Annotated in this window: 15 protein-coding genes; 7 read left to right on the forward strand and 8 right to left on the reverse strand. The window is 59.5% G+C overall.

Going from position 1 to position 24,074, the window contains the following annotated elements; genetic code table 11:
• Nucleotides 1-205 precede the first annotated feature (205 nt).
• The gene (locus tag ACIF4X_RS09110) at nt 206-3,349 is read left to right on the forward strand and encodes a transglycosylase domain-containing protein (protein WP_397481853.1); all 3,144 of its coding nucleotides are present in this window, start codon (nt 206-208) and stop codon (nt 3,347-3,349) included.
• 192 nt (nt 3,350-3,541) lie between these two features.
• Complete coding sequence (locus ACIF4X_RS09115) at nt 3,542-8,665, forward strand: NEL-type E3 ubiquitin ligase domain-containing protein (RefSeq protein WP_397481854.1); 5,124 nt, start codon at nt 3,542-3,544, stop codon at nt 8,663-8,665.
• Nucleotides 8,666-8,717: 52 nt separating this feature from the next.
• On the opposite strand, the gene ACIF4X_RS09120 is transcribed toward ACIF4X_RS09115, so the two are convergent.
• The 6 genes from ACIF4X_RS09120 to ACIF4X_RS09145 form a co-directional block, all read right to left on the reverse strand.
• Nucleotides 8,718-9,938 carry a hypothetical protein gene (locus ACIF4X_RS09120; protein ID WP_397481855.1) on the reverse strand — a complete coding sequence of 407 codons (1,221 nt, stop codon included), beginning with the start codon at nt 9,936-9,938 and terminating at the stop codon, nt 8,718-8,720.
• Nucleotides 9,939-9,976: 38 nt separating this feature from the next.
• A complete protein-coding gene (locus ACIF4X_RS09125) occupies nt 9,977-10,480 on the reverse strand; it encodes a CS1 type fimbrial major subunit (protein ID WP_397481856.1) in 504 nt (167 codons plus the stop codon).
• A gap of 33 nt (nt 10,481-10,513) precedes the next feature.
• The gene (locus ACIF4X_RS09130; RefSeq protein ID WP_397481857.1) at nt 10,514-11,257 is read right to left on the reverse strand and encodes a molecular chaperone; all 744 of its coding nucleotides are present in this window, start codon (nt 11,255-11,257) and stop codon (nt 10,514-10,516) included.
• 44 nt (nt 11,258-11,301) lie between these two features.
• Entirely contained in the window at nt 11,302-12,513 is a 1,212-nt protein-coding gene (locus ACIF4X_RS09135) for a hypothetical protein (protein WP_397481858.1), read from the reverse strand.
• A 4-nt stretch (nt 12,514-12,517) separates the two neighbouring features.
• Complete coding sequence (locus ACIF4X_RS09140) at nt 12,518-15,040, reverse strand: TcfC E-set like domain-containing protein (protein ID WP_397481859.1); 2,523 nt, start codon at nt 15,038-15,040, stop codon at nt 12,518-12,520.
• Between the two features lie 111 nt (nt 15,041-15,151).
• Nucleotides 15,152-15,643, reverse strand: a complete 492-nt coding sequence (locus ACIF4X_RS09145; protein WP_397481860.1) for a CS1 type fimbrial major subunit — start codon at nt 15,641-15,643, stop codon at nt 15,152-15,154.
• Between the two features lie 510 nt (nt 15,644-16,153).
• Between ACIF4X_RS09145 and ACIF4X_RS09150 the strand changes: the two genes are divergently transcribed.
• Both ACIF4X_RS09150 and ACIF4X_RS09155 read left to right on the forward strand, forming a co-directional pair.
• A complete protein-coding gene (locus ACIF4X_RS09150) occupies nt 16,154-16,729 on the forward strand; it encodes a PadR family transcriptional regulator (RefSeq protein ID WP_311882988.1) in 576 nt (191 codons plus the stop codon).
• Nucleotides 16,726-17,511: a siderophore-interacting protein gene (locus ACIF4X_RS09155; protein ID WP_397481861.1), complete on the forward strand. Its 786-nt coding sequence runs from the start codon at nt 16,726-16,728 to the stop codon at nt 17,509-17,511. The genes ACIF4X_RS09150 and ACIF4X_RS09155 overlap by 4 nt, the downstream gene beginning before the upstream one ends.
• Nucleotides 17,512-17,610: 99 nt before the next feature.
• Here ACIF4X_RS09155 and ACIF4X_RS09160 read toward each other — a convergent pair whose 3' ends face one another.
• On the reverse strand, nt 17,611-18,249 hold the full coding sequence (locus ACIF4X_RS09160; RefSeq protein WP_397481862.1) for a Pr6Pr family membrane protein: 639 nt from the start codon (nt 18,247-18,249) through the stop codon (nt 17,611-17,613).
• Nucleotide 18,250: 1 nt separating this feature from the next.
• The gene (locus tag ACIF4X_RS09165) at nt 18,251-18,481 is read right to left on the reverse strand and encodes a VF530 family DNA-binding protein (RefSeq protein ID WP_016987543.1); all 231 of its coding nucleotides are present in this window, start codon (nt 18,479-18,481) and stop codon (nt 18,251-18,253) included.
• Between the two features lie 300 nt (nt 18,482-18,781).
• Here ACIF4X_RS09165 and ACIF4X_RS09170 point away from each other — a divergent pair, with 300 nt between their 5' ends.
• The 3 genes from ACIF4X_RS09170 to ACIF4X_RS09180 all read left to right on the forward strand — a co-directional run bounded on the left by ACIF4X_RS09170 (nt 18,782) and on the right by ACIF4X_RS09180 (nt 23,687).
• Nucleotides 18,782-20,143 carry a carbohydrate porin gene (locus tag ACIF4X_RS09170; RefSeq protein WP_134177604.1) on the forward strand — a complete coding sequence of 454 codons (1,362 nt, stop codon included), beginning with the start codon at nt 18,782-18,784 and terminating at the stop codon, nt 20,141-20,143.
• 238 nt (nt 20,144-20,381) lie between these two features.
• The gene (locus ACIF4X_RS09175; protein ID WP_397481863.1) at nt 20,382-22,793 is read left to right on the forward strand and encodes a glucose/quinate/shikimate family membrane-bound PQQ-dependent dehydrogenase; all 2,412 of its coding nucleotides are present in this window, start codon (nt 20,382-20,384) and stop codon (nt 22,791-22,793) included.
• A gap of 519 nt (nt 22,794-23,312) precedes the next feature.
• Nucleotides 23,313-23,687, forward strand: a complete 375-nt coding sequence (locus tag ACIF4X_RS09180) for a DUF6124 family protein (protein ID WP_397481864.1) — start codon at nt 23,313-23,315, stop codon at nt 23,685-23,687.
• Nucleotides 23,688-24,074: the final 387 nt, after the last annotated feature.

Consider the following 24,074-nt stretch of genomic DNA (forward strand, 5'->3'; position numbering starts at 1 on the left):
ACTTTATTGCTGAACGGTTCTATTGCGGCCGCTCAGATCTCCCTCGCCAAAAAGTTTGCTCCAGGCTCATTTTCCCTCCGGCACCCGCCTTCCAGATTTATTCAGCAACTCCCCTCCCCCATCCCGCACATTTTTTTCACCAGCCCCAACCACCGTCTAAGCTTCAGACAAGTCCGATCAATCTGCGTGAATGGATCAATCGACTATGGGCGCTTTGTGGCAAACCGATTCGAGTAAAGCCGTGGTTCCGACTGACCGTGTGGATGAAGCGCCTGTCCCTGAAAAACCCCGCCGCAACCGGCATGGGTGGAAGGCTTTCTGGTTGTTGCTGGTGATTATCGCGATTGTCGTGGGACTGGCCGCGTCCAAGGAAATGCGCACCTCGCGCTTCCAGTCTCGCGAGCTCAGCCAGTACGCAGCTTCACTGACGTACACCCTCGAACCCGGCCCCAGCGAAGCGATTCGCTATCCGGGCAATGGGCCGTTCGACCTGCGTCTGGGTTACAGCTCGCTGGATGAATTCCTGCCACGCCTGCTTAAACGCAATTACGTCATCACCGAGCAGACGCGCTTTTCCCCGGCGCTGCTCAGCTACACCGACAAAGGCCTGTTCGTGCCGTATTCGGAGAAGATCCAGGCCGGGCTGTCGATCACCGATTGCCGCGCCGCGCCGCTGTACAAGTACAACTATCCGCAACAACTGTATGCCGACTTCGCAGCGATCCCGCCCGTGGTGGTCAGCAGCCTGCTGTTCATCGAAAACCGTTTTCTGCTCGACCCGAAGCAGCCGCTGGCCAACCCCGCCGTGGACTGGCCGCGCTTCGGCATGGCGGCGTGGTCGCAAGTGGCGAAACTGCTGCACCTGCCCGGCCAGTCGGCGGGCGGCAGTACATTGGCGACGCAGTTGGAAAAGTATCGGCACTCCCCTGACGGCCTGACGGTGTCGGGCGCGGAAAAACTGCGGCAGATGATGTCCGCCAGCGTGCGCGCCTATCAGCCCGGCCCGCAGACGCTAGGGGCACGGCAGAACATCGTGCGTGACTATCTCAACAGCGTGCCGTTGTCGGCGGTGCCGGGGCATGGCGAAGTGCATGGCATGGCGGAAGGGTTGCGCGTCTGGTACGGCAGTGACTTCAACCAGGCCAATGAACAGCTGAACAGTCCGGCCACCGATCCAAAAACCATGGCCGCCAAAGGCCTGGCACTGCGCGAGATGTTGTCGCTGATGATCGCCCAGCGCCGCCCTTCGCATTATCTGACCAAGGGCCGCGAAGAACTTGCCGACCTCACCGACAGCCATTTGCGTCTGCTCAAACAGAACGGTGTGATCGACAACGCCCTGGCCGATGCCGCCCTCACCAGCAAGGTCACTTATCGCGATTGGCAGACCCAGCCGACCCTCCAGCCGATCGAAACCAACAAAGGCATCAGCGCCGCCCGCAGTCGTCTGGCGAGCATGCTCAACCGGCCGCTGTACGATCTCGACCGCCTCGACCTCTCGGCCACCAGCACCCTGCAGGGCGACCTGCAAACCCAGGCCACTGCGTACCTGAAGAAACTCGCCGACCCGGCCTATGCCGCCGAAATCGGCCTGCTCGGTGAACGCTTGCTGACGCCGACCAGCACCACGCAAGTGCGCTACAGCTTCACCCTCTTCGAGCTGACCCCGGACGGTTCCCGTGTGCGGGTGCAGACCGACAGCACCGACCAGCCGTTCGACATCAACGAAGGCAGCAAGCTCGAACTTGGCTCCACTGCGAAAATGCGTGTGCTCACCACGTACCTGCAAATCATCGCCGAACTGCACGACAAGTACGGCGCCATGAGCGTGCCCGAACTGAAAAAAGTCGACGTCCCCGATCAGGATCGCCTGAGCCAGTGGGTCATCGACTACCTGATCCAGAACAAGGATCACGACCTGTCGAAGATGCTTGGCGCAGCCCTCGACCGCAAATACTCGGCCAGCCCTGGCGAGGCATTTTTCACCGGCGGCGGTTTGCATGTGTTCCACAACTTTCGCAAGGAAGACAACGGCCGCATGCCGACTTTGCGCGATGCACTGCGGGAATCGATCAACCTGCCGTTCATTCGCCTGATGCGCGATCTGGTGCGCTACACCACCTACTCCGGCCCCAATAGCAGTGCCGAATTGCTCAAGGATGATCGTGACCCGCGCCGGCAGGAATACCTGGCAAATTTCGCCGATCGCGAAGGCACAGCGTTTCAGCTCAAGTTCTGGAAAAAGTACAAAAACAAAGACACTCAGGCACGTCTCGATACCTTCCTCGACAGCATGCGCCCGACGCCGATTCGCATGGCCGCCGTGCATCGCTACCTGCTACCGGATGCCAGTCAGGAAGACTTCAACACCTTCGTGCGCTCACACCTCAAAGGCGCCAAGCTCACGGAAAAACTCACCGATGATCGCCTGATCCGTCTCTACGATTCCTACGGTCCCGGCAGTTACGATTTGCCCGATCAAGGCTTCATCGCCAAGGTGCACCCGCTGGACTTGTGGATGATGGGCTACCTGCTGAACCACCCGGACGCGACCTTCAGCGAGATCGTCAAGGCCAGCCATTTCGAGCGTCAGGAAGTCTACAGCTGGCTGTTCAAAAGCAAGCACAAAGGCGCCCGCGACAGCCGTATTCGCACCATGCTCGAGATCGAAGCGTTCCTTGAGATTCACCAGCGCTGGCAGAAAGTCGGCTACCCGTTCGATCATCTGGTGCCGTCGCTGGCCACCGCCATTGGCAGCTCCGGTGACCGCCCTGCCGCCCTGGCCGAGTTGATCGGCACCATCCTCAATGATGGCGTGCGCATGCCGACGCTACGCATCGACAGCCTGCATTTTGCTGCCGGTACGCCGTACGAAACGCAACTGGTCAACGACCCGCATGTCGGCAAACGGGTGATGCCATCCGAAGTCGCCACGGCCATGCGTGAAGCGCTGTCGCAAGTGGTCGACGCCGGTACGGCAAAACGTGTTTCCGGCAGTTTCAAACTGCCTGATGGCAGCCCACTGGCCATGGGTGGCAAAACGGGTACCGGTGACAACCGCATCGAAGCCATCGGTTCGGGCGGACGCATCCTCAGTTCGAAGTCGATCAACCGTACCGCGACCTTCGTGTTCTACATCGGCGACCACCATTTCGGCACCCTCACCGCGTTCGTTCCGGGGCGCTCGGCGGAGAACTTCAAGTTCACCTCGGCCCTGCCAGTGCAGGTGCTCAAGGGTATGGCACCGATTCTGACGCCGTATCTGCAACCGGGCAGCGCCTCACAATGCACACCAGCGCCAACCGCCAGCGTGGCGATGCTGGAGGCGCCGCGCCCTACAGCGAGGTAACAAATCGTGTCGGGCCTTTCTGCATCAGGGTGACGAATTTTCGCTTCGGCAGGTGGTATTCATATATTTTTCAGATTCGAATTTTCGTCGGGTTGCTGACCCGTAGCGCTGTTTGCCTCCCGATCTTTGAACTTTTGTTTTGCCCTGCCCTGAGTAGGCTGATCACTCCTCAACAATCAAGGATGATTGGCCATGTCTCTCTCTCCCCAGCCTGCGGAAAACGCGGATAAAGGACGGCACTACGAATTCATCAAATCCGCCGTCAACGACAATTTCAAGACCGCCACCGTCAGCCGGGGCGAAGCGTTAGCGGCCACACCGCTGAAGATTGAATCCTGGTACACCAGCGCACCCGCCGCCTATCTGGACGGGCTGACCGACGCCAATCTCAAGGCCTGGAGTTCGCAGAATCAGGTTGACGATCTGTTGGCCAAAACCGATCTCTACACCTTCGCCGAACCGCTGCTCAAGGCAAAAATCAAGGAGCGTCACGGCATTGAGCCGGACGTCAAAAGCACTTTTCTGCGCCTGTACCTGCCGAAGGACAAACCGTGGTACGTCATCGATGTTTCCAAGGGCGTCGTTACCCGCACGGTCTCGCTTCTGGATGCCGCCCTGCACAACTTCGCCAGCAGTGAAACGGTGGAGCATGGGTCGGACTACATCAGCCAGCCCGATGAGCGCGGTCTGTTCGATATGGTGCCGATCAAAGGTGCAATGCCCATCAGTCAGTTTCAGACGCTGTGCCGTGATCTGGACATCGGCGCGCAGTACAAGAAACATCTGCAAAGCTACCTGCTGCCCGGCGAACCGCTGGCCGAAAGCGTGCTGCAATACAAAGTGAATGAAAGTCAGAAAGACGCCCTCGCCGTCGCGGCGCACCTGGCGTTGATCCTGGACGATATCCAGTACGACGCCTACAAAATGTTGCTGAACCTGGCGGAGGACAAGCCGCTACTGCTCAATGGCCGAACGATGCTGTGCTGCGACCTGTCAATGCTCGAAACCCGGCTGACGGGGGTGCTCCTGCTGATGCACAGAACACGAGACAATCGCGGTGTGCGACGGCTGATTGTCTACGTCCCTCATGATCCGGATCACCCGCTGAAGGAATACAACTCTCTCAAAGCCTTCAAAACCGAACTGGCGCGGCAACTGCGGGAGGACGCGCTGTGCGCCTCCACCCAACAGACCTTTCGCCAGTTTTTCAGCCAGTTTGTCGACCAGCAACAGCGCGGTCATTTTTTCGCCTCCCTTGAACAACGGCTCTTCATCGTCAGGTACCACCCGCGAGAGGACCGCACCGATCAGTTGCCGCCCTGGCGCAAGGACCCCGTGGAGAACCCGAACCTGCAGATGCAACAATTGCCAGTGCAAGGCAATTACTGGCAACACGCTTACCAGCAAAAGCTCAACAAGATTCTCAACGACGCCCGGGAAATCGCCGTGTCCACCGCCGACACCGACAGCAAGGCGCGCTGGGCGTGGTGGGACAACTTCAAGAAAATCGTCTCGGACATTTTCAATGTCGCGCTGTTGATCGCCACCCCGTTTGTGCCGGGGCTGGGCGAACTGATGATGGCCTACACCGCCTACCAACTGACCAGCGATGTCATCGAAGGCATCGTCGATATGGCCGAAGGGCTATGGCAGGAAGCCGCCGGGCATGTCATCAGCGTGGTCACTGACTTCATTCAGTTGGCGGCCTTCGCGGCGGGTGCACAGATCGGCGAAGCCTTTGGCGTCAAGCTGTCATCGCTGGTCGATGGCATGAAACCGGTCAAGTTGCCTGATGGCAAAAACAGTTTATGGCACCCGGACCTGAGCCCTTACGAACGCAACGATCTACTGCTCTCGCCGGACGCCAAACCCGATCGACATGGCCTGCACCAGTACGGCAACGAAAACCTCCTGCCGCTCGAAGGCAAGCTGTACGTCGTCGAAAAAGCCTCGAATGACGCGACGTCCAACACCCACCGCATCAAACACCCGAGCCGCGCCAATGCCTATCGACCGCAAATCGAACACAACGGCCACGGCGCCTGGGTGCATGAAGTGGAAACCCCGCACGACTGGTCGAATGAAGATCTGATGCGGCGACTGGGGCACAGCGTCGAACGATTTTCCCCTACCGAGCTTGAGCAAATCCGCATCAGCAGCGGCACCGATCACCAGGCGCTACGCCAGATGCATCTCGACAACAGCCCGCCGCCGCCGCTGCTGGCCGATACGGTCAAACGCTTCAACGCTTACGACGATGTGCTCACGGCGAGTGCCGACATTCGCGGCGGGCGTCCGATCGATCCACAGGCGGTCTGGCTGGAGCCGATGATGACGGCATTGCCGGGCTGGCCCGGCGGCAAAGCGCTGGAGGTGTTTGCCGATGCCAGTCTGAGCGGTTATTCGCGCAAATACGGCAACCCGCAGGCTTCGCCGGCCGACACCTTGAGCATCAGCCTCGCCGATCTGAACATGGGCCGCTTGCCAGATCGGGTGGCGGACTTTCTCACCGACGAAGAAATGAACAACCTCCTGGGGCGCAACGTTGCCCATGACGAACGCGTCGCAGCCTTGCGCAATCAGCTCGCCGATGCCGTCGATGAGCGCCGTGGCGCCATATCCCGTCATACCTATCAAGCCCTGGAAAGATCAGACAAAGCCGACATCACCATCGTCAAAAAGACCTTTCCGGATCTACCGCTGCCGCTCGCCGAAAACCTCCTGGCCCAGGCCAGGGCCGCCGAATTGCAAAGAATCACCGACGAAAATCGCCTGCCGTTGCGCCTCAAGACCCAGGCCCGAGAACTGGATTTCGAAGCCTCTGCCAGCCGCGCTTACGAGGGTTTCTATCACGACGAACTGATGACCGCAGAGAGTGAACGCCTGGCGCTCAACACCCTCAGGCTCAATACCGACACCTTCGCCGACCTGCGCCTGGAAGTACGCGATGGCACCTATGACGGGCCGCTGCGCTGTAGCGTCGGGCCAGATGAAGCAACGACCGTCCGGCGCCTGATCCGCGACGAACAAGGTCGCTATGAAGTGCTCGACATCAACAATACCCAGCTGCATGACGCGGATGATTTCTACGAGTCGATCCTGCATGCAGTGCCTGCCGAAACATTGCCTGCCGTGGGTTACCAACGCGGTCAGGGTCGCCCGCTGAAACGCTGGATCATGGATGAGGCCGCCGCCCCTGCGCAGCGCCGCACCGCGCTGGCAGAACCGCCGATTCGACCGGTGGCAACGATTGAGACCGAAACCCTGGTGCGCGGCTGGCCATGGTTTTGGGCTGAGCCGACTCTGGAACAACGCGTCAGTGAGCTCTACCCGAAGATGAGTACCAGAGAGGTCAACACGTTCATTGAAATATTGAAGCGCAAAGGTGACGGTAATGCGGTGGACGCCATCGTCAAACTGGAGACCGAACGCCAGGAACTACGCAGGGCTTTAACGAAATGGCGAGAAAGGCATCCCTCCGGAGACGATGACGTGGGACAACCAATTCTCAGAGCCTCCTACGATTACATTCATAATGGCGGACAGCTCATCGAGAGAAAGTTGATTGCGTGTTTCGAGCGCAAAAGCGAGCGCTTCAATGAGCAAAGTGTCCATTCCGAGCAAGGCTACACGCTGGATCTGACCACCGAGTTCGGCGGCAAGGATCTCGAGCGCTGGTGGAAAGACATGCGCGAGCAACCCGGCATGAAGCAGCACATTGATCAGATCACTACACTGAAGCTCAACAAGACATCGCTCTCGGCAGATCCCGACGGACTGCTCGGCAGCTTCCCCCATCTGCGGCAATTGAGCGTCCGCCAGTGCGGCCTGAAGGAGATACCTTCCAGCGTTGGCCAGATGCGTCAACTCGAAGGCCTGGACCTGACCGATAACCGCGTCCGCATGACCTACAGATCCAGCAAACAACTCGATGGCCTGGTGCGTCTGCGCACCCTGAACCTGAACGGCAATCCCTTGCGCATACCACCGGATGTCGGGCGAATGTACCGGCTGGAGGAGCTGAGCCTGGCTAATACCGGTATCCAGAGCTGGCCCGAAGGACTATTCAAGGTCGGCAACATCGATCGGCACCGACCACGCTGTTTCATGCTCGACATGAGGGATACGCCGATCAACACCCTGCCCGAAGTCACGCCGGGCTCTGATCAGGCGTTCGTCCTAAGTCGCGCACGTTTTAAAACAGAAAAGCTGACCAATGAGCAACGGGTACGCTATGACGAATATCGCAAGTCTTCAGGCTTGGGATCTGTGCTGGATTATGCGGAGGCGGACAAAACCGAGCTCAGCCATTGGCAAGCACCTTACGATGAAGGGGCCGGTTTCAGCCCGTCCATAGCGTACCGAAAGTATCGCGAAGAGTCCTGGCACGACCTGATGGCCGAACCCGACTCCGCCGGTTTTTTCAGCGTGATTGCCAAGCAGAGGGAAAGCGCGGATTACCGGACGGATCCCGCTCGCCGAAAACTGACCCAGCGTGTCTGGGAAATGGTCGAAGCCGCAACGCTCGACTCGGAGCTGCGCGAAAAACTGTTCAGACAGATCGTGTCCCCGGAGGACTGTGGCGATCTGGGGGCGCAACTGTTCAACTCACTGGGAGTGAAAGTGCTGGTGTCCAAAGCCTACGCCGAGCCGACTTCCGCCCGGGTGCTGGATGACAGACTCGTGCGCCTGGCGCGCAGCGCGGCACGGCTGGACCTGGTGAGCGACGAGGCCCGCGTGGAATACAGCCGTCAGGAACAACAGAACCTGATCTACCCGGACAAGCCGGCACCGGATGAGGTCGAAATCCATCTGGCATTCGAGACCGGGCTGGCTGAACGGCTGGAACTGCCCTGGCAGTCTGACGGCATGCGCTACCAGCCTCGTTCCGGCGTCACAAAAGAGGCGATCGAATTGGCTCACCGAATGATCATGCGGCGGGAACAGAACGACGGGCTGATAGACCGAATGATCAACCTCACGTCGGACAACTTCTGGGAGCGCCATTTGCGCAAGACTCATCCGATGCAATACGAGCGCAATGACCGCCTCTTCGAGAACAAACTCGAGTGGCTTGAAGAATTGAAGGAGGCGAAGGCGCAATGGGCAGGCCTCAAGGACAAGAGTCTGCTCAAACCACTGTCGGAGAAACTGATACGCCTCGGAAATCTATTGGGCATTTCCGCAGAGGATGTACTCGTCGATGCGCCATTGGAAGAGCGACGTTACGCAGACCTGCTGACCGATATCGGTCAGCATCGCAATGATCTGTCCCGACAACTGACTCGCGAGGCCATGAGAAACGCGGGGCTCTGACAGCAGGCTTGCAACCCGGCCAGCCCCGACAAGGACGGCCGGACTGCCGCGCTCAGCCGACTTCCGAATCCCAGATCACCGTGATATTGCCCCGGTAGGGTCGCCCCTGGGCTTTGTCGATCATCCAGTGGGTCTGCTGTTCATCCACTTCGAAATGCAAGGTGCCCGGCTTGCGATCGATATAAAAACCGGGTTGAAACGGCGCGGTCGCTTCGACGCCCAAGCGCATTCGTTTGACCGCCTGCCCGGCGCTGTCGGTCAAGCCGTTGGGCAGGCTGACACTGACGTCAACCCCACCGGCGCCCTGCAGGCCGTCAACAATGGCGCAGCCCGACGCCGACGCCAGGCGGTGCTCGCATTCAAGTTTCATGGTGAATTTCGATGATGCCGAGATATGGAAGATCTGATCGCGGAAAAGACGCGAAGGCTTGCGTCCGCTGTCCAGCCAGCGCTGCCAGCCGCCCTGCGGTTCCAGCACGACCTTGTCGCCGCCGGGCGGAATGTCCACTTTCAAGGTGTGCTGAACGTCGAGCACAAAATCCAGGGTCAGGGTGCTTACGTCCGGCTCGAACAGTTTGCCCATGTCGAAATCAGCGCCCGGCCCCAGGCTGTAAGTCAATGAACCGGTGTAACGGCCGGTGGACATCTTGAACGGGTCGGGAGTGCGCAGCTCGTAGGCGAAGTCCAGTTTGTCGAAATACATCCACTTGATGTGGTGGCCCGGCACCTTGAAACAGTGGGCCTCCGAGGGTGTTTTCCAGAAGAACCGGAACCAGTCCGGGCCGTGATCCCCGGCGCCGCTGTACTGGCAAGGTGCGGGCACGCCATGCGCCCAACTGTCCGAGGTCCACAGTCTGCGGTGGCCTTCGAGAGCATTAGCCCCGCCTGCAATCTCGACCGCCGGACGGTTGAGCACATATTTCGAGCCCATACCGATGACGCGCACTTCCAGTTGTTGCGTTTCCTGGGTCTGTTGGTTGATCACGCTCAACCGCCGCCAGTTGGCCGGCGCTTTCACTGCGGCCCAGTCAAAGAGGTCGAGGTAGCGCGAAGAAGTGAAGCGAACAGGCAATTCAATGCTGAACATATTGTGGCTGGCGCATTGATTCGGAAAGCTGGCGCAGTAACCGGTGTTCGGCGTCTGGTTGATGAAGGTTCTCTTGTCCGGCTTGGAAGGATCCGGCTGAAACAGCGCCCGAATCTCCTGATTGAGCGCCTGCGCCTGAGGGATGTTCAACACCGCCAGCAACCCCAGCCAAATGAGTCTTTTCATTATTAGTCCTGCCTCTGATGAGCCTGATCTGTTTTGCCTCATTCCGCACCCGGCGCCCGGGCCGTGAACATCAGCACCACATTGCCGTGGTAATCCCCGGGGCGATAACCACCCGCCGGTTCGATCGGGTCGATTTTCAATGCCACGCGTTTGCCTCTGGCGGCTTCTTCCTCGGACAAGACCTGACGCGGGGTGATGTGCGAACTCAACTCGACATCATTGAACGCAACACGCAGTTCGATCACTTCGCCGGGCCGGCCATTCTCCAGAAAGGGATCAGAGGCCAGACGCGCTTCAATCGCGCTGCTGTCATGGTGCACATCGAAATTCCTCTGCAACCCGCTGAGGTTCGAACGCTGGTAATCCCACTCAAGCCGCTGCGGCCGGTGAATCCAGTCCGGCTCCGATGGAATGATGTAAAACGGCCGGCTGGGAATGGTCAGGGAGACTTCGAAGGTATGCTCTTCGCGCGCGCCCCACGCCCCGGTGCTGGCCAGCGCAGTAGCGGCCAGCAGCGCGGCGGCAGTGCATTGCTTGATCATGTTGGTTACCCGATGCGTCAATTGAAAACAAACCTAGCGACTGGCGATCTTCATGGCTTTCTTCTCACTGCCTTCAATCAGGAAGAAGCTGTACTGGCGGCCCTTTTCCTTGTCGAAGGCAAAGCTCTTGCCCGCCAGCACATGGTGTTTGGTGGTCGCGCCGCAGTCGCTTTCCTTGCTCAGAGAACAGCTCTTGAACTCATCGACGATCAGCACGGTGTTGCCGTTGTTGCGCAGCTCATAGCGGCTGTCGGTGTCATTGACGACGGTGGCAAACCGCGCGTCCTTGGGCCGCACGAAGAAGATCGTGCCGAACCCGGTCATCACGTTGACCCCGGCCGACAGCGAGTTTTTGTAGTCTTCGCGCTCTTCGTTGCTGACCACGAACTCGTCTTCCTTTTCCGGCACCACCGGAACGAAACGCACGCGAAAATAGCGCTCGCGATCACGCTGGCCCATGTACAGCAAACGCGTACCCTGCATGCCCTGCGCCGGCACGATCAACCGCGCCGGGCTGGCCATCACGCCGTTGCGTGAGGCGCCGTCGGCGGCATTCGTCACGGGCACTTCCTGCGGCACACCATCGGCGCCGTAAATGATTTCCAGCACGTTGATCTTGACGAACGCAGTCGCATCGCCGCTGTTGAACACCCGCTTGAGGTAGGTACTTTTATCGGCGTCGAGATAGTCGTAGACGGTGCCGACATTGATTTGCGGACCGGCCTGCGCCATCAGGCAAAACACACTGAGCACACCCAGCAAAAAACCACGTTTCATCGCGTTCAGCTCCATGAAAATCGAAAGGGGTCTGACGGGCGCGCTCACGCATCCGAGTCCCAGATAATGGTGATGTTGCCGCGCAGCCGGTCGTTCAGGCCGGGGCGCAGGAGGAAATCGATCGCCCCCGGTTCCAGCTCGAAATGCAGCGCGCCGGGCTTGCGCTCGACGTAGAAGCTGGGCTGGAACGAGGTGGACCAGTTATTGACGTTCAATGGAATCCTGTTGACGGGACCACCAGTGCCTTCGATTCCCGCCGGTAAACTCATCGAGACCTTGACCTGAACGGAGTTGCCCAAGGGACTGCCGAGGTTGCAGTAGGGTCCGCCCTGGGAATTGCACAGCATCATCACCTTGAAGCGCGACGACGCCGAGATGTAGAACGGTTGATCGCGGAAGATCCGCTTCGGCTTGCGCCCGCTGTCGATCCACGGCGCCCATCCGCCTTCCGGCTCCAGCGAGACTTTATTACCACCCGGTGGCAGATCGACTTTGAGGGTGTGCTGCACGTCCAGCACAAAATCGAGGGTCAGGCTGTCGTCGTCCGGGTACATCATGTAGCCCATGTGGAAATCGCGCCCTGGACCCATGGTGTAAGTAATCGACCCGGTGTACAGACCGCTCGACATGCTCAACGGATTGGGGGTCTTCAGCTCATAGGAAAAGTCGACCTTCTCGAACGACATCATCCGGATGCGGTAAGGGGTGGTCTTGACGCAGCTCGCTTCCGCAGGCGTGAGCCAGAAAAAACGGTAGTTGAGCGGTCCGTACCCAGCCAGACCGCTACCAAGGCAAGGAGAAGGTGCATAAAGCCAACCGCTGGAAGTCCAGAGTTTGTCATGGCCTTCAGGATCACTTGTCGCTCCAGTTATTTTCTGCACTGGATCGCTCAGAATATAGTTGGAGCCTATGCCGGTAATGCGTACCTCGACGACTTCCGACTCCTGGGTATCCTGGTTAGTGATCGTCAAGCGGCGCCAGTCCGCGGGGACTTTCAGCGATACACCGTCACCGGGTATCAGCGCGCGGTGAGAGGTATAACGAACAGGCAACTCGATGCTGAACATGTTTCTTCCGGCACATTGCACAGGATAATTTGCGCAATAGCCGCTATTGGGTGTCTGGTTGACGAACAGGTTCTTGCCCGGCTGAGAAGGATCCGGTTGAAACAGCGCGCGGACTTCCTGATTGATCGCGTGTGCCGCCGGCATGGCCAGCGCCAGCGCCAATGCACACCCGCCTGTGATTATCTTCATGGAATCAACCTGCCTTCTGTTCGGTGGAATTGACGTCGGCCAGGGTGTCCGGCGTGCAACGCAGGTCGCCGATCATCAACACATTGTTTTCACTGCGATGGCTGCCGGCATCGAGACGGAACTGGCAGAGCAACTGGTTGCCCTGACGCACCTCAAGGGTCGGCGAACCGGCGTTCATTTCCATCGAAAAGAAGCCGTCGACTTCGGTCACCCCACGGCTGGCATGATTGATCACGTGGTGGCCCTTGAGCGGCCGCCCCTGGCCATCCACCAGGCGGCCGAGCACGGTCAGGGTTCGCATCACGCGGACCTTGCGGTACTCCACGCCGCCCTTGTTCAGGTGATATCGGGCGCGCGCCGGTTCGATGGTGGCAGCCGGCACGTGGTTGCCTTCGAAGTCGAAACTCACCGAGCTGTTCTGGTACGCGGTGATCGGGATGAAATTGCGCCCCGGCTTCAACGCCGCCCCGCCACCGCTGTAATCGTCGGCGCGCAGAACGATGTCCTCGATGTCCGACTCGACATCGACGATCATCCCGGCGCCACGCACTTCGCTCTGGCTGGTCATGAGCATCTGCTGCCCGCCGACCACCAGCGTGCTGTCGACGTTGAGGCCGCCGGTGAAGTTGCCGTTGTAGGAGGAACGCTGGATAAAGCCGTCGCCACTGACCGAATCGGTGCGGAAGTTGGCCAGACTGGATACACCCACCCCGTAAGTGTCGGTGAGTGCCGTGAGCGAGACGTTCTGCAGGACGTGATCCTTGAAATCCTTGCGCCAGCCGAGTGAGGCGTTGTTGTCACGCGTGCCGTCGCGGGCCGTACGTGAACCGATGCTGCCGGTGATCTGCTGGCCGGGTGCGCCGAGCGCCATGTTGATACTCAGGTCGACCCCGCGATTGCGCGCATCGCCGCTGCTGAAACTGCCCGGCCGATCGAAAATCGACAAACGCCAACTGGCATCGCTGCCCAGCACCATCGTGCGCTGGGTCCAGCCGAGATCCACGCCCATGCCTTCGACATTGCCCTCGCTGTGCGAGACCCGCGCGTTGACCGAGCTCTTGCTACTGATGCGATGGTTAAGCGCCAGCGACGAATTGCTGGTCTGGCCGATGAACACATTGCGCGGTCGCACCCGGGTGCCATCGGGCAGGGTGTCGTAGGTGTTGGTGGTGTCGAGCCAACTGCGGTTGTGGCTGACAACGATGCTTCCGGCGCCATAGTTGTAGAGGCTTTGCAGATCGAGACCGGTGCCGTAATCCTCGGTCTTGTAGACGTTGGCATACAGGCTGAGGTGATTGGCCAGCGTCCAGTCGATGGACGTGCCGTATTGCAGTTTTTCGCGAATCTGCCGCGCCGACAGACCGAGAATCACCCGTGGATGCACCAGGTAATTCACCGAGGCGCCTGCCGTCGGACTGCCGCTGGCCTGGGTGTCCCAGTTGCTCAGCAGTTTCTGTTCTTCGCCGGCGAACACGTTGTAGCGCCAGCGCTCGTCGAGGTTGCGCCAGTTGTTGGGCTTGTACACCAGCTCCTGGGTGGTGGAAGTGATCTGGCCGTCTTCGATCAGGCGCACTTCCACTTCATAAATGCCGCCGGGCAGTGGTCGGGTATCGAGGGTCTGCAAACCGGCCGGCACCGACTGGGTATTGATCAGCAGGCCATCGCGCCAGATCTCCACGGAACCCTGGCGGTTGGCGGTGACGTAGATCGGATAGACGCTGGGCATCGGGCTGTTGATGGCCAGGCTGTCGGAGCTGCCGTACATCACACCAACGGCGGTGTCGGGGCTGGTGCCGAACGTGCGCGGTTGGCGCGTCAGCCCTTCGGAATTGGGGGTGAAATAACCCAGACGGAAAAAACTGCCTTGCAGTTCGCGCTGGGTGTGCAGCTCTTGAATGGCGTGATACAGCTTGTCGTCCGGACCGCCGAGACGGGCCAGTTGCAGATTCAGCGTCTGGCTCCAGCTGCCCAGACTCGAACTGGCTTCGAGACCGAAACGTCCACCAAGATCCTGATCCTGACCGCCATTGAGGTTGAGCTGGTTACGCACCATCAAGCCATGACTGCCACCCACAGGCTGATCGTAGTAACGCTTGGCTTCAACATCACGCTCGGCATTTTCGGTGAGGATCGAGACCAGCGAGTTTTCCAGGTTGTAGTGCACCGCCAGAAACTGTTCCGGGCAGGAACCGCTGCACGCGCCCAGTGGCACGCCGGGTTTGAGAAAGCTCGCCCACTTTTCGCGCTCGGCGGGGCCTAAACGGTTTTCGCTGGTGTCAGTGAATTCGAGCAGGGTGATGCGATCATCGCGGGACAACACCACCATGGCCTCACCCAGCGGTTGTTGGTCGACTTCGACCCGTACCGCCAGAGGCACATCAAAGAAATGCTCTTCAAAATCCGCCGGCAAACCCTTGGCCTGCGCCAGCAGACTGCGCGGTGTGGTACCGGTGGAGTTGGAAGCCACGGCTGCGCTGGCACAAAACAACAGCGCAAGCGCAGCCGCGATGGGTGTCATCGGGAACATGAACTCGTACTCTGATTTACAAACAAGGAAAGTCCGGCGGGGCAAACATTGCTGCCTGCCCCGTCGGTTAGCGCCACGGGTAAAAGTGCACGCTTAGTGCCTGATCAATGATCAGTTGCCAGCAACCGGTGGCACGGCATCGAAGATCATGGCCACCGAACCGGTGTAATCGCCCGGCTCGAAGTTGCTGCCACGCGCGGTGATTTTCAGCGGAGCGCGGTAGTTGACGTCAGACTCCGATTCGCCGACGACCATTTGCGGAGTCAGGGTCAGTTCCTTGTTGTTAAGCAATACTTGCAAGTCGATGGTGGTGTTGCCGGCCACCAGTTTCGGCTGGCTTTCCAGACTGGCGTGTACCGAGCCGTTGTTGTTGCGCACATCGAAGAAACCATTGACGTCGCGCATCTTGCCGGTGGTTGGCTGGTAGCTCATGTCCTGGTCCTTGTTGACCAGATCCGGGTCGGTTGGCACAACATAGAAACCGTTGGTCGGCACATGAGCGACAAGGCTGATCGAGTGCGACGCTTCACCAGCGGCGAATGCGCCAGTGGAGCCCAGTGCCAGAAGAGCCAGTGGAGCGGCGATTGCGAATTTCTTGAACATCGTTATGTACCTGTTTTCTTGATAGGGGGATGAACATTGAAAGTTCAAGACAATCACTGCCCGAGTCGCTGCCCGAGTTGAGCCAGGTCAACTTGAACTTTCAATGCCGGGGCATCATCGGCTGTTGCCTCTGGAAAGTAAGCAAGTAACTTCCGATAACCGCGTAGTTAAACAACCCTATGACCCGCAAGAAAAAAGAACAAAAAAACGATATTCGAAACAGTAACTGTAAGTTATCCCCTACAGACAGTTTAAGTTAAAAAACCATACAGCAAATCAACCCTGTAAATACGGCAGCCCGGAGTTATTTAGAACATATACTCTACAGCGATTAGAGTGATGACTTTAACTTTAAAGTTATCGCCGCCGAAATCCGCCTGAAAAAGCACCGCTTGCATTCGTGGGGCGGTTGCCGCTCGTCAGCCGAGGTCACGGCTCAGGGAAAAACGTCTTGCACCCGTCATAAGATATATCTTAAGTTGTATCTAAACATGACGAGAGAAGACTGAAATGAGAGACCATCATTCCCCCCACCGCGAGCACGGCGACGGTCGTGACGGCTTCGAGAAACGCCCCGGCCGTGAACGTGGCGGCCGTGGCCCACGGGTGTTTGCCCCCGGTGATTTGAAATTGCTGTTGTTGGCGCTGGTCGCCGAACAGCCGTGCCACGGCTACGACCTGATCCGCCAGATCGAAGGCATGTTCGACGGCGCGTACAGCCCCAGCCCCGGCGTGATCTACCCGACCCTGACCTTTCTCGAAGAGAGCGAACTGATCACCGGCGACGCTGAGGGCGGCAAGAAACGCTACAGCGTCACCGAGGCCGGTCGTTTATCTCTCAGTGAGCAAGCGGTAGCGCTGGATGGCGTGCGCATGCGCATTGATGTGAGCAAACGCTCGTTGCGCGGCCATGATCGTCCGCCGGAAATCCACGAAGCGGTACACAACCTGCGTCACGCCCTGCAAATGCACCACGGCCGCTGGAGCGCCGAAGAAATCCTGCGCGTGCGTGACCTGCTCAACGACACCGCCAAAGCCATCGTCGACGGCCCCGCCGTTCAACCTGTTTCGGAGAAAAGCGAATGACTGCAGTCGATACCCAAACCATTCACCGCGTGATGCACGAAATCAAACGCCGCAAGCTCGAAGTGTTGCGCGTGGTCGACCTGACCCCGCGCATGCGCCGCATCACCCTCGGCGGCCCGGAACTCGCCGGGTTCATCAGCCTCGGCACCGATGATCACGTCAAACTGTTGTTCCCGCAGAACGCCGAACAAGCCGCCGCACTGGAGACCATGGTGCTTGGCGCCGGCAAGGACGACGGACCGAAACCGGAAATGCGCGACTACACCCCGCGTCGCTACGACCTCGATGCGCTGGAACTGGACATCGATTTTGTTCTGCACGGTGACGGCCCTGCGTCGACCTGGGCTGAACAAGCCAAACCCGGGCAATTCCTGCACATCGGCGGCCCGCGCGGCTCGATGATCGTCCCGGATATTTTCGACAGCTACTTGCTGATCGGCGACGAAACCGCCCTGCCCGCCATCGCCCGCCGCCTCGAAGGCCTCGCGGCGAATCGCAAGGCGCTGGTGGTGATCGAAGTGGAGAACGGCGCGGAGCAGCAAGTGCTGGAAAGCGCGGCTCAGGTGAATGTGATCTGGGTGTTGCGTGAGGGTGGCAAGGACAACCTGCTGAGTACGGTGAAGCAGTTGCAGGTGCCCACGGGCAATCTGTATGCCTGGGTCGCGACCGAAACGAAAGTTTCACGGCAGATCCGCCGGGTGCTGATCGATGAGCACGGGCTGGATGAGCAACTGATCAAAGCCGTCGGCTACTGGCGCGCCGAAGGCTCCGAAGAGGAATGAGATCCCTTGTAGGAGCTGCCGCAGGCTGCGATCTTTTGATCTTGTTTTTGAAAAAGCAAAGTCAAAAGATCGCAGCCTGCGGCAGCTCCTGCAGGTGCTTTAACTTCGTAGAGCTTGCCAGCGGTCCAGGCCGATGACCAACAACCCAATCAGCACAAACCCCACCAGTATCCCCCCGGCATTGATCAGCACCTGTGGATAACCCAATACCGCCACATCAATGAACGGGTACGCATACGCGCCGAGCCAATGCCCGCGCAGCAAGGCGTAGATGAAATACACCAGCGGATAGATCAGCCACAACGGCAGATGCCATAGGCGCAAAGAGCCTTTCGGAACGCACACCCACCAATAGCCAAGAAACAGCAATGGCATCACATCGTGCAGCAGTTCATCAGCGATAAATTGCCAACCCTGCGGATGCCACAAATGCCGCAGCAAAAGGCTGTAGGCGAGGCCGACCACAGCAATGCTCACGGCAATCCCGCTACTCACCCACGGCTGCAAAAACCAGCGGCGCGCAGCGGATTCACGCGAGGTCACGGCACAGGTCAGCACCGTCGCCACCAGCGTATTGGTCAGGATCGTGAAGTAGCTGAAAAAACTCACCAGCCCGCCCAACAGGCTGGCGCCGACGCTCAAGCGTGCGAAGAAAATCAGGTACAGCTGAATACCCAACCCCGCCCAGCCTAATACGGCAGCACAGGTGATCAGGCGTCGCCGCCACACGGCGTCCACTTCAGAGCGGTCGCTTGGTGCGCATCAACTTCACGTACAGACGTTCGACCTTCTCCCGCGCCCACGGGGTTTTGCGCAGAAACGTCAGGCTCGACTTGATGCTCGGATCGCTCTTGAAGCAGCGAATATCAATGCGCTCGGCCAGGCCCGACCATTCGTAATGAGTGACCAGGGCGTTGAGGATCTGTTCAAGGGTCACGCCGTGCAGCGGATCGGGGGTTTGTTCGTTCATGCCAGACCTTTGGGCGAAGTGAAAATGCAGAAGCCGCGCACCTTAGCCGAGGGGCTGGTTGGGTGGAAGGCCTACCTTCAAATGTAGGCCAACCCGGAAAGATCGCAGGCTACGACCCCACCCACAATGCGCCCGTTTGCCGCACTGTTACCGAATCCGAAATGCTGCATGTTCACAAAAGGCCTTTGTCTTTTTGTAACAGATCATTATCCTGCCGCCCTTCCGCTGAATCGCTTCACTGCCTGCGACTTATTGAAGCACTCAGCCCGCACCCCGAAAACACCAAAAAAAGACTTAGCCATGCCCGATTTTTCCTTCTCCCGAGACAGCGCTATCTCAGCCCTGCGCACCCTTGGCGGCTGTACCGCCCTTGGCCTCGCCACCTGCGCACAAGCGGCGCCCGCGTTCGACAGTGAATCACCGTACATGCTCGGTGACTGGAATGGCACGCGTACAGAACTCTCGGAAAAAGGCTACGACTTCAAACTCGATTACACCGGTGAAATGGGCAGCAACCTGCACGGTGGCTACGATCACGACCGCACTGCGCGTTACAGCGATCAGTTCGGCCTGGGCACACACCTGGACCTGCAAAAGATCCTCGGCTGGGACGACGCCGAGTTTCAACTGACCATCACCAAGCGCAGCGGCAACAACATCAGCAACGATCGCATCAACGATCCGCGCGTTGGCGGTTTCACCTCGGCCCAGGAAGTCTGGGGCCGTGGTCAGACCACGCGCCTGACGCAGATGTGGTATCAGCAAAAATTCTTCGACCAGAAACTCGACATCAAAGTCGGCCGTTTCGGCGAAGGCGAAGACTTCAACAGCTTCCCGTGCGACTTCCAGAACCTCGCGTTCTGCGGTTCGCAGGTCGGCAACTGGGTCGGCGGCATCTGGTACAACTGGCCGGTCAGCCAGTGGGCGCTGCGCGTCAAATATCACCTGACCCCTGAGTTGTACGCACAGGTTGGCGCCTACGAGCAGAACCCGTCGAACCTCGATCGCGGCAACGGCTTCAAACTCAGCGGCAGCGGCACCCAGGGCGCGATTCTGCCGGTCGAACTGGTGTGGACACCGAAGCTCAACGGCCTGCCCGGCGAATACCGTGCCGGTTACTACTACAGCAACGCCAAGGCCAGCGACGTCTATAAGGACAGCCAAGGCCAGCCGGCAGCGCTGAGCGGTGAAGCCTATCGCAGCGCCTCAAGCAAACACGGCGTGTGGCTGGGTATTCAGCAGCAGATCACCAGCGTCGCCAGCGACAACTCGCGCGGCCTGAGCGTGTTCGCCAACGGCACGATGCACGACAAGAAAACCAACGCCATCGACAACTACGTGCAGGCCGGCATTACTTACAAAGGCCCGTTCGACGCGCGCGCCAAGGATGACATCGGTTTCGCCCTCGCCCGCGTCCACGTCAACCCGGCCTTCCGCAAAAACGCCGAAGCGAGCAACCGTGCCAACGCGGTCTACGACTACGACGATCCGTCGTTCCTGCCGCCGCAAGACACCGAATACAGCGCCGAGCTGTATTACGGCGTGCACGTGACCAACTGGCTGACCGTACGCCCGAACCTGCAATACATCCGCCACCCCGGTGGCGTGAACAACGTCGACGACGCCCTGATCGGCGGGATCAAGATCCAGTCCTCGTTCTAACCGACACCGCAAAAACCTGTGGGAGCTGGCTTGCCAGCGATGCGATTTCACAGTCGACATCTTCGTCGGCTGACACGCCGCCATCGCTGGCAAGTCGAATCGTCGCACCGCAGCTCCCACAGGGATCGGGAAAATTTCGTTAGCTAGACAAGTTTTTATCTGAACCATGCCCACGCCAAATCGTCATCTACAGTGACTACAGCGCGGGACTACATAAAACGTCACGGAGAATCACACTATGAGCACCGAAAGTGCTTCGAGTCGGGGCCGTCTGCTACCGAGCCTGCTCGGCATTCTGCTTCTACTGATGGGCCTGGCCATGTTGGCCGGTGGGGTCAAGCTGAGCATGCTCGGCGGCTCGCTGTACTACCTGCTGGCCGGTATCGGCATTGCGCTGAGCGGCATCCTGATGCTGATGCGCCGTCGCGCGGCGCTGGGCCTGTACGCCATCGTTCTGTTTGCCAGCACCGTTTGGGCGCTGTGGGAAGTCGGTCTGGACTGGTGGCAACTGGTGCCACGTCTGGCCCTGTGGTTTGTCCTCGGCTTCGTGATGCTGCTGCCGTGGTTCCGTCGTCCACTGCTGCTTGACGGCCCGGCGCCGATGGGCACTCGCGGCCTGACCGTGGCCGTGGTGCTGGCCGGCCTCACTGCGCTGATCAGCCTGTTCACCCATCCGGGCGAAACCTTCGGCGAACTGGGTCGCGACACCGCCGACACCACCAGCACCGCACCAGCGATGCCGGATGGCGACTGGCAAGCTTACGGCCGCACCGAATTCGGTGACCGTTACTCGCCGCTGAAGCAGATCACCCCGGCCAACGTCGGCAAGCTGCAAGAAGCCTGGCGCATCCAGACCGGCGACCTGCCGACCGCAGATGACCCGGTTGAGCTGACCAACGAAAACACCCCGCTGAAAGCCAACGGCATGATCTACGCCTGCACCGCGCACAGCAAAGTGTTGGCCCTGGACCCGGACACCGGCAAAGAACTGTGGCGCTTCGACCCACAGATCAAGAGCCCGGTCGGCTTCAAAGGCTTCGCCCACATGACTTGCCGTGGCGTGTCGTATTACGACGAAGCCGCGTACGCCAAGTCCGAAAACGCAGCCTCGGCGGTGATTTCCGAAGCCGGCAAAGCCGTTGCTCAGGCTTGCCCGCGTCGTCTGTACCTGCCAACCGCTGATGCCCGCCTGATCGCCCTGAACGCCGACACCGGCAAGATCTGCGAAGGCTTCGGCAAAAACGGTGTGGTTGACCTGACCCAAGGCATCGGCCCGTTCACCGCTGGTGGCTACTACTCCACCTCGCCAGCGGCGATTACCCGTGATCTGGTGATCATGGGCGGTCACGTCACCGACAACGAATCGACCAACGAGCCCTCGGGCGTGATCCGCGCTTTCGACGTGCGCGACGGTCACCTTGTGTGGAACTGGGACAGCGACAAGCCAGACGCCACCGAGCCGTTGGCACCGGGCGAAACCTACAGCCGCAACTCGGCGAACATGTGGTCGTTGGCCAGCGTCGACGAAAAACTCGGCATGGTGTACCTGCCACTGGGCAACCAGACCCCAGACCAGTGGGGCGCTGACCGCACCCCGGGCGCCGAGAAATTCAGCGCCGGCGTCGTCGCCCTGGACCTGGCCACCGGTAAAGTGCGCTGGAACTACCAGTTCACCCACCACGACCTGTGGGACATGGACGTTGGCAGCCAGCCAACCCTGCTCGACATGAAAACCGCCGACGGCGTGAAACCGGCACTGATCGCTCCGACCAAACAGGGCAGCCTGTACGTCCTCGACCGTCGTGACGGCACGCCGATCATCCCGATCAAGGAAATCCCGGTACCGCAAGGCGCCGTGAAAGGCGACCACACCGCACCGACCCAGGCCCGTTCGGACCTCAACCTGCTGGCCCCGGAACTGACCGAAAAAGCCATGTGGGGCGCGAGCCCGTTCGACCAGATGCTGTGCCGCATCCAGTTCAAGGAACTGCGTTACGAAGGCCAGTACACCCCGCCGTCGGAACAGGGCAGCCTGATCTACCCGGGTAACGTGGGTGTGTTCAACTGGGGCGGCGTCTCGGTCGATCCGGTTCGTCAGATCCTGTTCACCAGCCCGAACTACATGGCCTTCGTGTCGAAAATGGTGCCACGCGAGCAAGTCGCCGCCGGCAGCAAACGCGAAAGCGAAACCGCTGGCGTGCAACCGAACACCGGCGCGCCATACGCCGTGATCATGCACCCGTTCATGTCGCCACTGGGCGTACCGTGCCAGGCCCCGGCCTGGGGCTACGTCGCCGGTATCGACCTGACCACCGGCAAAGTCGTGTGGAAACGCAAAAACGGCACCAGCCGCGACAGCTCGCCAATCCCGATCGGCTTCACTCTCGGTGTGCCTAGCATGGGCGGCTCGATGGTGACCGCTGGCGGCGTCGGCTTCCTCAGCGGCACCCTCGACCAGTACCTGCGCGCGTACGACGTGAACAGCGGTAAAGAGCTGTGGAAATCGCGTCTGCCGGCTGGCGGTCAAGCGACCCCAATGACTTACACCGGCAAGGACGGCAAGCAATACGTTCTGTTGGTTGTAGGTGGTCACGGCTCGCTGGGCACCAAGATGGGTGACTATGTGATTGCGTACAAACTGCCGGAGTAAGTTTTAGCGGCGGAGAAAATGAAGGCGATGTCCCGCAAGGGACATCGCCTTTTTTGTGCACGCAACTTCTGAGTCCACCAAAGAAACCTGTGGGAGCTGGCTTGCCAGCGATAGCGGTGGGTCAGTCAGCAAATAGGCCGGCTGATAGACCGCAATCGATGGCAAGCCAGCTCCCACAGTTTGATCAGCGTGGGTAGTAGGAATATTGCTCGTCCTACAGACGCCGCTAATTGCGCGGAGTTTTCCGACAAGTCGCGTCGGTTGTGCCTCGGAAATCAGCTGGATAGGCTCGGGGGGTCGCTGCAAATTCAGCGAACGGGCGTCGCGGCCCGACTTCTGGGGCATAATTGCCGCCGCTTAACAGCAGCACCCCGAGTGCTTGTTTTATGGTGGCTGTACGCGGGATACCTTCGGGTATGCCGAATGCCTCAGGTCGGTCCGCGAACCCGCGTACAGCTGCCACCCCTCTTTTTGCGTCGCGGCAATTAGAGGAATGGCCCAATTCCTGAGGAGCAATAAATGAAAAAGCCAACACCCAATCCACCAGAAACCGACGACACCTCGCCCTACGAATCCCCCGATTCCAAGAAATTCCACGAAGCCGCCGAACGCGCCCTCGACCACTACCTCAAACCCAATGCCTTAACCCTGCGCTTCCACAAACCCAGCACCATGTTCCAGGTCGCCCCCGAGCAGGACAGCGAAAGCCTGCTGGTCCACGCCTGCGAATCACTGGCCCAGGCCAGCGTGATGAGCAGCGACATCGCCGCCTACATCGACCTGCCACAGCGGCGGACGATTCTGGCGATCCAGCAAATCATCATGCTCGCCGAACTGGCCGTGAACCGCGTGCTGGATAACCACGAAATCCCCCAACCTCCCCCACACAGCTAAAAGCCCCTCACCCTAGCCCTCTCCCGGAGGGAGAGGGGACTGACCGAGGTGTTTGGGAGAGATATGCAGACGTGCAATTGCCGCGTTGAACTCAGATTCTGAAACAGATCAAAAGCCCCTCACCCTAGCCCTCTCCCGGAGGGAGAGGGGACTGATCGAGGTGTCTGGGGGAGGTACGCCGACGTGCAATACCGAGTCGAATTCACATTCTGAATCAGATCAAAAGCCCCTCACCCTAGCCCTCTCCCGGAGGGAGAGGGCTAGGGTGAGGTGTTTGGGAGAGATACGCCGACGTGAAAGACCGAGTTGAACTCTGATTCTGAAAAGCACACAAATCGGCCCCCTCTCCCTCGGGAGAGGGCTGGGGTGAGGGGCAAAAGCACCACA

The sequence above is a fragment of the Pseudomonas sp. NPDC085632 genome (genome assembly GCF_044541255.1).
Lineage (GTDB): Bacteria > Pseudomonadota > Gammaproteobacteria > Pseudomonadales > Pseudomonadaceae > Aquipseudomonas.

Coding starts and splice junctions, on each gene's coding strand:
- ACIF4X_RS09180 (WP_397481864.1), top strand. CDS start 23,313: ATGAAAAAGCCAACACCCAATCCACCAGAAACCGACGACACCTCGCCC.
- ACIF4X_RS09140 (WP_397481859.1), bottom strand. CDS start 15,040: ATGTTCCCGATGACACCCATCGCGGCTGCGCTTGCGCTGTTGTTTTGT.
- ACIF4X_RS09155 (WP_397481861.1), top strand. CDS start 16,726: ATGACTGCAGTCGATACCCAAACCATTCACCGCGTGATGCACGAAATC.
- ACIF4X_RS09150 (WP_311882988.1), top strand. CDS start 16,154: ATGAGAGACCATCATTCCCCCCACCGCGAGCACGGCGACGGTCGTGAC.
- ACIF4X_RS09175 (WP_397481863.1), top strand. CDS start 20,382: ATGAGCACCGAAAGTGCTTCGAGTCGGGGCCGTCTGCTACCGAGCCTG.
- ACIF4X_RS09165 (WP_016987543.1), bottom strand. CDS start 18,481: ATGAACGAACAAACCCCCGATCCGCTGCACGGCGTGACCCTTGAACAG.
- ACIF4X_RS09130 (WP_397481857.1), bottom strand. CDS start 11,257: ATGAAACGTGGTTTTTTGCTGGGTGTGCTCAGTGTGTTTTGCCTGATG.
- ACIF4X_RS09115 (WP_397481854.1), top strand. CDS start 3,542: ATGTCTCTCTCTCCCCAGCCTGCGGAAAACGCGGATAAAGGACGGCAC.
- ACIF4X_RS09125 (WP_397481856.1), bottom strand. CDS start 10,480: ATGATCAAGCAATGCACTGCCGCCGCGCTGCTGGCCGCTACTGCGCTG.
- ACIF4X_RS09120 (WP_397481855.1), bottom strand. CDS start 9,938: ATGAAAAGACTCATTTGGCTGGGGTTGCTGGCGGTGTTGAACATCCCT.
- ACIF4X_RS09145 (WP_397481860.1), bottom strand. CDS start 15,643: ATGTTCAAGAAATTCGCAATCGCCGCTCCACTGGCTCTTCTGGCACTG.
- ACIF4X_RS09170 (WP_134177604.1), top strand. CDS start 18,782: ATGCCCGATTTTTCCTTCTCCCGAGACAGCGCTATCTCAGCCCTGCGC.
- ACIF4X_RS09135 (WP_397481858.1), bottom strand. CDS start 12,513: ATGAAGATAATCACAGGCGGGTGTGCATTGGCGCTGGCGCTGGCCATG.
- ACIF4X_RS09110 (WP_397481853.1), top strand. CDS start 206: ATGGGCGCTTTGTGGCAAACCGATTCGAGTAAAGCCGTGGTTCCGACT.